Raw genomic sequence first — 3,569 nt, 5'->3', positions numbered from 1 at the left:
CTATTATACCGAATGGTGCACCTCGTCCAACCCGCGCGACCCCTTGCACGACGACCCCTATGCCGCCGCGTTCATCGTCAAGACCGTGCTGGAAGCAAACGGGCTGGTCCAGGGATACAGTTACTGGACGTTCTCCGATATTTTCGAGGAGAACTATTTTCCCTCGATACCCTTTCAGGGCGGGTTTGGATTGTTGAACATCCACGGCATCGCCAAGCCGGCCTATCGGGCCTTTCAATTGCTGCATGGAGTTGGCACCGAGTTGCTGCCTGTCGAGGGCGCTCACGAGACGGTGGATGCCTGGGTTATCCGCGATGACGGTGGGTCCACGCTGATGCTGACGAATTTCGCCCTGCCGCGTCATCCGATCGAGACCGAGGAGGTTTCGTTCACGCTGAAAGCTGCGCCGACAGCCACGATGGCTTCCGTACAACAAATCGACGCCGATCACGCCAACGCAAAACGCCGCTGGGAGGAAATGGGCAAGCCCGAATATCTCGACCCGGCGACGGTCGATGAGCTCAACGATGTGTCGGAACTTCGCAGTGAGCCGGTCGCGACCGAGAGCGAGGCCGGTACCTTGAGCCTCAAAGTCACACTGCCACCGCTATCGGTCGCCGCCATACGTCTGGCGAGCACGTGAACCGCTTTATGGGAGACGCACGCTGGAACCTCCTCGGGCCTGCCAATTCAGTAAGCGCTGTTCACGGCCTGCACCGAATCGCGCAGCGACTTGACGTCGCCTGCCGAAATCGGACTGGCCTGGTTGCCCCAGGCATTTCGGATGTAGGTCGCCACCGCGGCGACCTGGTCGTCCGAGAGCTTCCACGCGGGCCAGCCGCGATGCCGACCGGCGGCTGGTCATAGTGCTCGCCGTGCCGATCGACCCAATCCAGGTAGTTGTAGCGCGCCCGGGCAGCCGAGCATCTTCTAGCCGGCCATATCCTTGTTGCCGCCATAGATCCGAAAACATCCCCTCCTTGGGGCTTCTGCCAAAGCATTTTTGGAGAAGGTCGTGGCATCCGACGCACCGAGATCGATCTTGCCCGCCTTCGAGATCCAAAGCATCGCATCCTGCGCTTGGGCCGGGAGATCGGCGAAAAGCTTGCCGCCCTGCGATGACAACGCGGGGTCGTCAATTGCCTTGGTCGCTGCCCGGTAGAGGGCGGCCCGAGTCATGCGCGATCGAAAGCTTTGTGTGTCTTCACCCTTTGCCCATGGTCCCTACATGTACCACCTGCATGCCCGTAGGCGCCGGCAAGCTGATGATCGATGAAGAGCGGCACGCCGCACGCCTTGGCACCGGGGCCGAGGTCGTCTTCAGGGATAAGCCTTTCGGTCGCGGCCTCGACGAAGGCAGCCTCCTCGGGCGGCCGAACTGACAGTGAAATCGCCAAAGGCGGCTATCATAAAAATTGCACTCAATTACCGATTAAATTCGTTTGCATGAGATCCGCGATGGCGGGAAACTACAACGTGAAAACCACACAGCCCGATGCCTGACGTGATCGGGATGTTGGCGGTGCTGACACTCTGAAGGCGCGCTAGCCAGGCAGAGAATATCCCGAAGCAAATGGGGATTGCCGCTTCGCCGCACGAGCGACTTTTGACGCTGGATCGCCAAGGAGAAGAATATGGCTGAAACTGAGACCAAGGCCTGGATCTCGCCTGGGGGACCGCGCTGTCCGACCTCTCCGATGCCGGAAAGCTCCTCTTCGATCTTCCGTGACACCGAGAGCCTGGAGGCAGAGGCCGAGACAGGGCGCGAGATAGCCTAACAAGCGCTCCGCGCGGCAGCCCGGTTCGAAACAGCACGGTCAAGATGGCGAGCGGGATGTGATTGTGATTGAAAGGAGTTCGACTATGTCCACACTGCAGCATGAAATTAGCGGCAGAAACGTTTTGCGCACTGTCGGACCTGCCCAGCACCATTCAAAGGTCGTGGAATTCATCGACGAGATCGCCAGGCACGCTAACGATGCGCCGACCTCGGTCGAAATCTTTTCGAATGACGGCCGCTGGTACTGCAGGGTCCGCCGCGGTGAAGAAAAGACCCGCCCGATGGGTCCCTATACCAAACAACAAGCTGAGCGGATCCAGGAGGTTCGGAGACTGTTGATCGCCAAAAGAGGCACGGCTGGGATCATGTTCGAGTAGGACGGGACTTTCTTAGTCACCAGCCGAAGCACCGAGTGGCCGCGACCTTGGTTTTTGGGATGCGCTTTCGGACGTTGTAAAAAATAGTCGTCGCAGGAAGGGAGGCGGCGATGGTTCAAACGCATACCATCTTGCGAGAGCGGTCATCGATGCCGCCTTCCACGCTCGACAGCAGTCCATGGCGGGAACTGCCGCACTTCGCGGGGATATGGATGAAACCCGACAAGCGATTGCCGCATTGCACGAACTCGTGAAACGAATTCGCCAGCGACAGAGCCAGAGCGAGGAAAGCGAATCTGCACCAGTTGCCGTCTGCGCGCTCGATGCTGATCATCCGCAAGGCCTTCCACGATCTGATCTCGGAAACCAGAGCGCCGGAGTCGCAATGGCGCGATTTGGCCAGGAGCCTGGTGCACGAATTCACCGGGTGCGAGCGGATCGAAGCTGGCTTGCTGGATTGGATCGAAAGCAAGTAGAAGTTGTCCACCCTCTGCATTTTTGAGGACCACGTACTCTCGATCTCCCGGCCTTTTTAGCTCTCGCGCATCGCCCACAGCTTTTGCCATGGCGGGGGTCACGCGCAGCGTCTTGCGGATGAGAAAGCCGCCATACCCAGACGGTAGTTCGGCCCGTCGAAGCCTACCATCGGTTCGATTCCGGTATCCGGCAGGGCCGAGGCCCGCAGGAAGTCCCAAACGCGCCTCTCAAGTGGATCCCTTACGAAACTCTACCGGCTAGCCTTTTCTGATGACAACGGGAAGCACGATCCTGCCAAGGCGTTCGGATGACCTTGATCGCCCAGTTGCGAAGGTCGGGCTCTCCTCGGGACGGCCAAAAACCGCTGAAGATGCGCCTGCTGACCTCGCCGGTGGCAAGATCGAGGCTCCAAGCGATGCGGTCCGCCCTGGCCTTTCTCTCAGGACATCCATGGCGAGGGGCTCCTCGATCAACCTCGGCCGCTCCGCCCTTTTGCCAGCGCAAGATTTCGCTCCAGGATTCCTGGAGACTCCGAATGGCCGTCATACTCGGACGAAAGCTCGTGCGCTAAGCAGGGTGGAAATGTGTGTTCGTGGGTGTTGGCGTCCGGGTAGTGGGTAGCTCCGCATCCGGTGTGCCCCACACGTTTGCTCAAACGTGTTCCGCAGGAACAGCAAAGCAAACGAATTAAGTGCTACCATCAGTGCAAAATTATTGCTGTCATAAGAGGAGCCCGTGGACATCAATCGAGCGCGCACTTTCCTTGAAATCGTCCATTCGGGTAGTTTCCTGAAGGCCGCGGATCGTCTTCATGTCACGCAGACCACTGTAAGTGCTCGCATTCGGACGCTGGAGGAGGAGCTCGGACGGCAGCTCTTCATCCGTAACCGCAACGGCGCTCAACTGACGCCGGCGGGACGCGAGCTCGAGCGGTT

At 59.3% G+C, this 3,569-nt stretch carries 6 protein-coding genes and 1 pseudogene; 5 read left to right on the top strand and 2 right to left on the bottom strand.

Annotation, left to right across the window (positions count from 1 at the left end):
• Positions 1–643: pseudogene (locus EN991_RS27900) on the top strand (beta-xylosidase); the annotation flags it as partial.
• A gap of 287 nt (positions 644–930) precedes the next feature.
• On the opposite strand, the gene EN991_RS27895 reads toward EN991_RS27900, so the two are convergent.
• Positions 931–1,125 (bottom strand): hypothetical protein, encoded by a 195-nt coding sequence (locus EN991_RS27895; RefSeq protein WP_127369962.1) that lies wholly within the window; start codon positions 1,123–1,125, stop codon positions 931–933.
• A gap of 509 nt (positions 1,126–1,634) precedes the next feature.
• On the opposite strand from EN991_RS27895, the gene EN991_RS40010 reads away from it, so the two are divergent.
• Together EN991_RS40010 and EN991_RS27885 are read left to right on the top strand one after the other, a co-directional pair.
• A complete protein-coding gene (locus EN991_RS40010) occupies positions 1,635–1,778 on the top strand; it encodes a hypothetical protein (protein WP_164766094.1) in 144 nt (47 codons plus the stop codon).
• An 85-nt stretch (positions 1,779–1,863) separates the two neighbouring features.
• Positions 1,864–2,157, top strand: a complete 294-nt coding sequence (locus EN991_RS27885) for a hypothetical protein (RefSeq protein WP_127369961.1) — start codon at positions 1,864–1,866, stop codon at positions 2,155–2,157.
• Positions 2,158–2,272: 115 nt separating this feature from the next.
• Here EN991_RS27885 and EN991_RS41140 read toward each other — a convergent pair whose 3' ends face one another.
• Positions 2,273–2,491: a hypothetical protein gene (locus tag EN991_RS41140; protein ID WP_206632795.1), complete on the bottom strand. Its 219-nt coding sequence runs from the start codon at positions 2,489–2,491 to the stop codon at positions 2,273–2,275.
• On the opposite strand from EN991_RS41140, the gene EN991_RS41135 reads away from it, so the two are divergent.
• Positions 2,481–2,633: a hypothetical protein gene (locus tag EN991_RS41135; protein WP_206632797.1), complete on the top strand. Its 153-nt coding sequence runs from the start codon at positions 2,481–2,483 to the stop codon at positions 2,631–2,633. The two genes, EN991_RS41140 and EN991_RS41135, sit on opposite strands and share 11 nt — an antisense overlap.
• A 736-nt stretch (positions 2,634–3,369) precedes the next feature.
• Positions 3,370–3,569 (top strand): LysR family transcriptional regulator (locus EN991_RS27875; protein ID WP_164769414.1); only part of this gene is annotated, 200 nt, incomplete at its 3' end.

Source organism: Mesorhizobium sp. M7A.F.Ca.US.005.03.2.1 (assembly GCF_003997795.1).
Classification (GTDB): Bacteria; Pseudomonadota; Alphaproteobacteria; order Rhizobiales; family Rhizobiaceae; genus Mesorhizobium; species Mesorhizobium ciceri.
The sequence above is the reverse complement of the archived record's forward strand: the minus strand, read 5'-3'. Positions and strand labels throughout refer to the sequence as shown.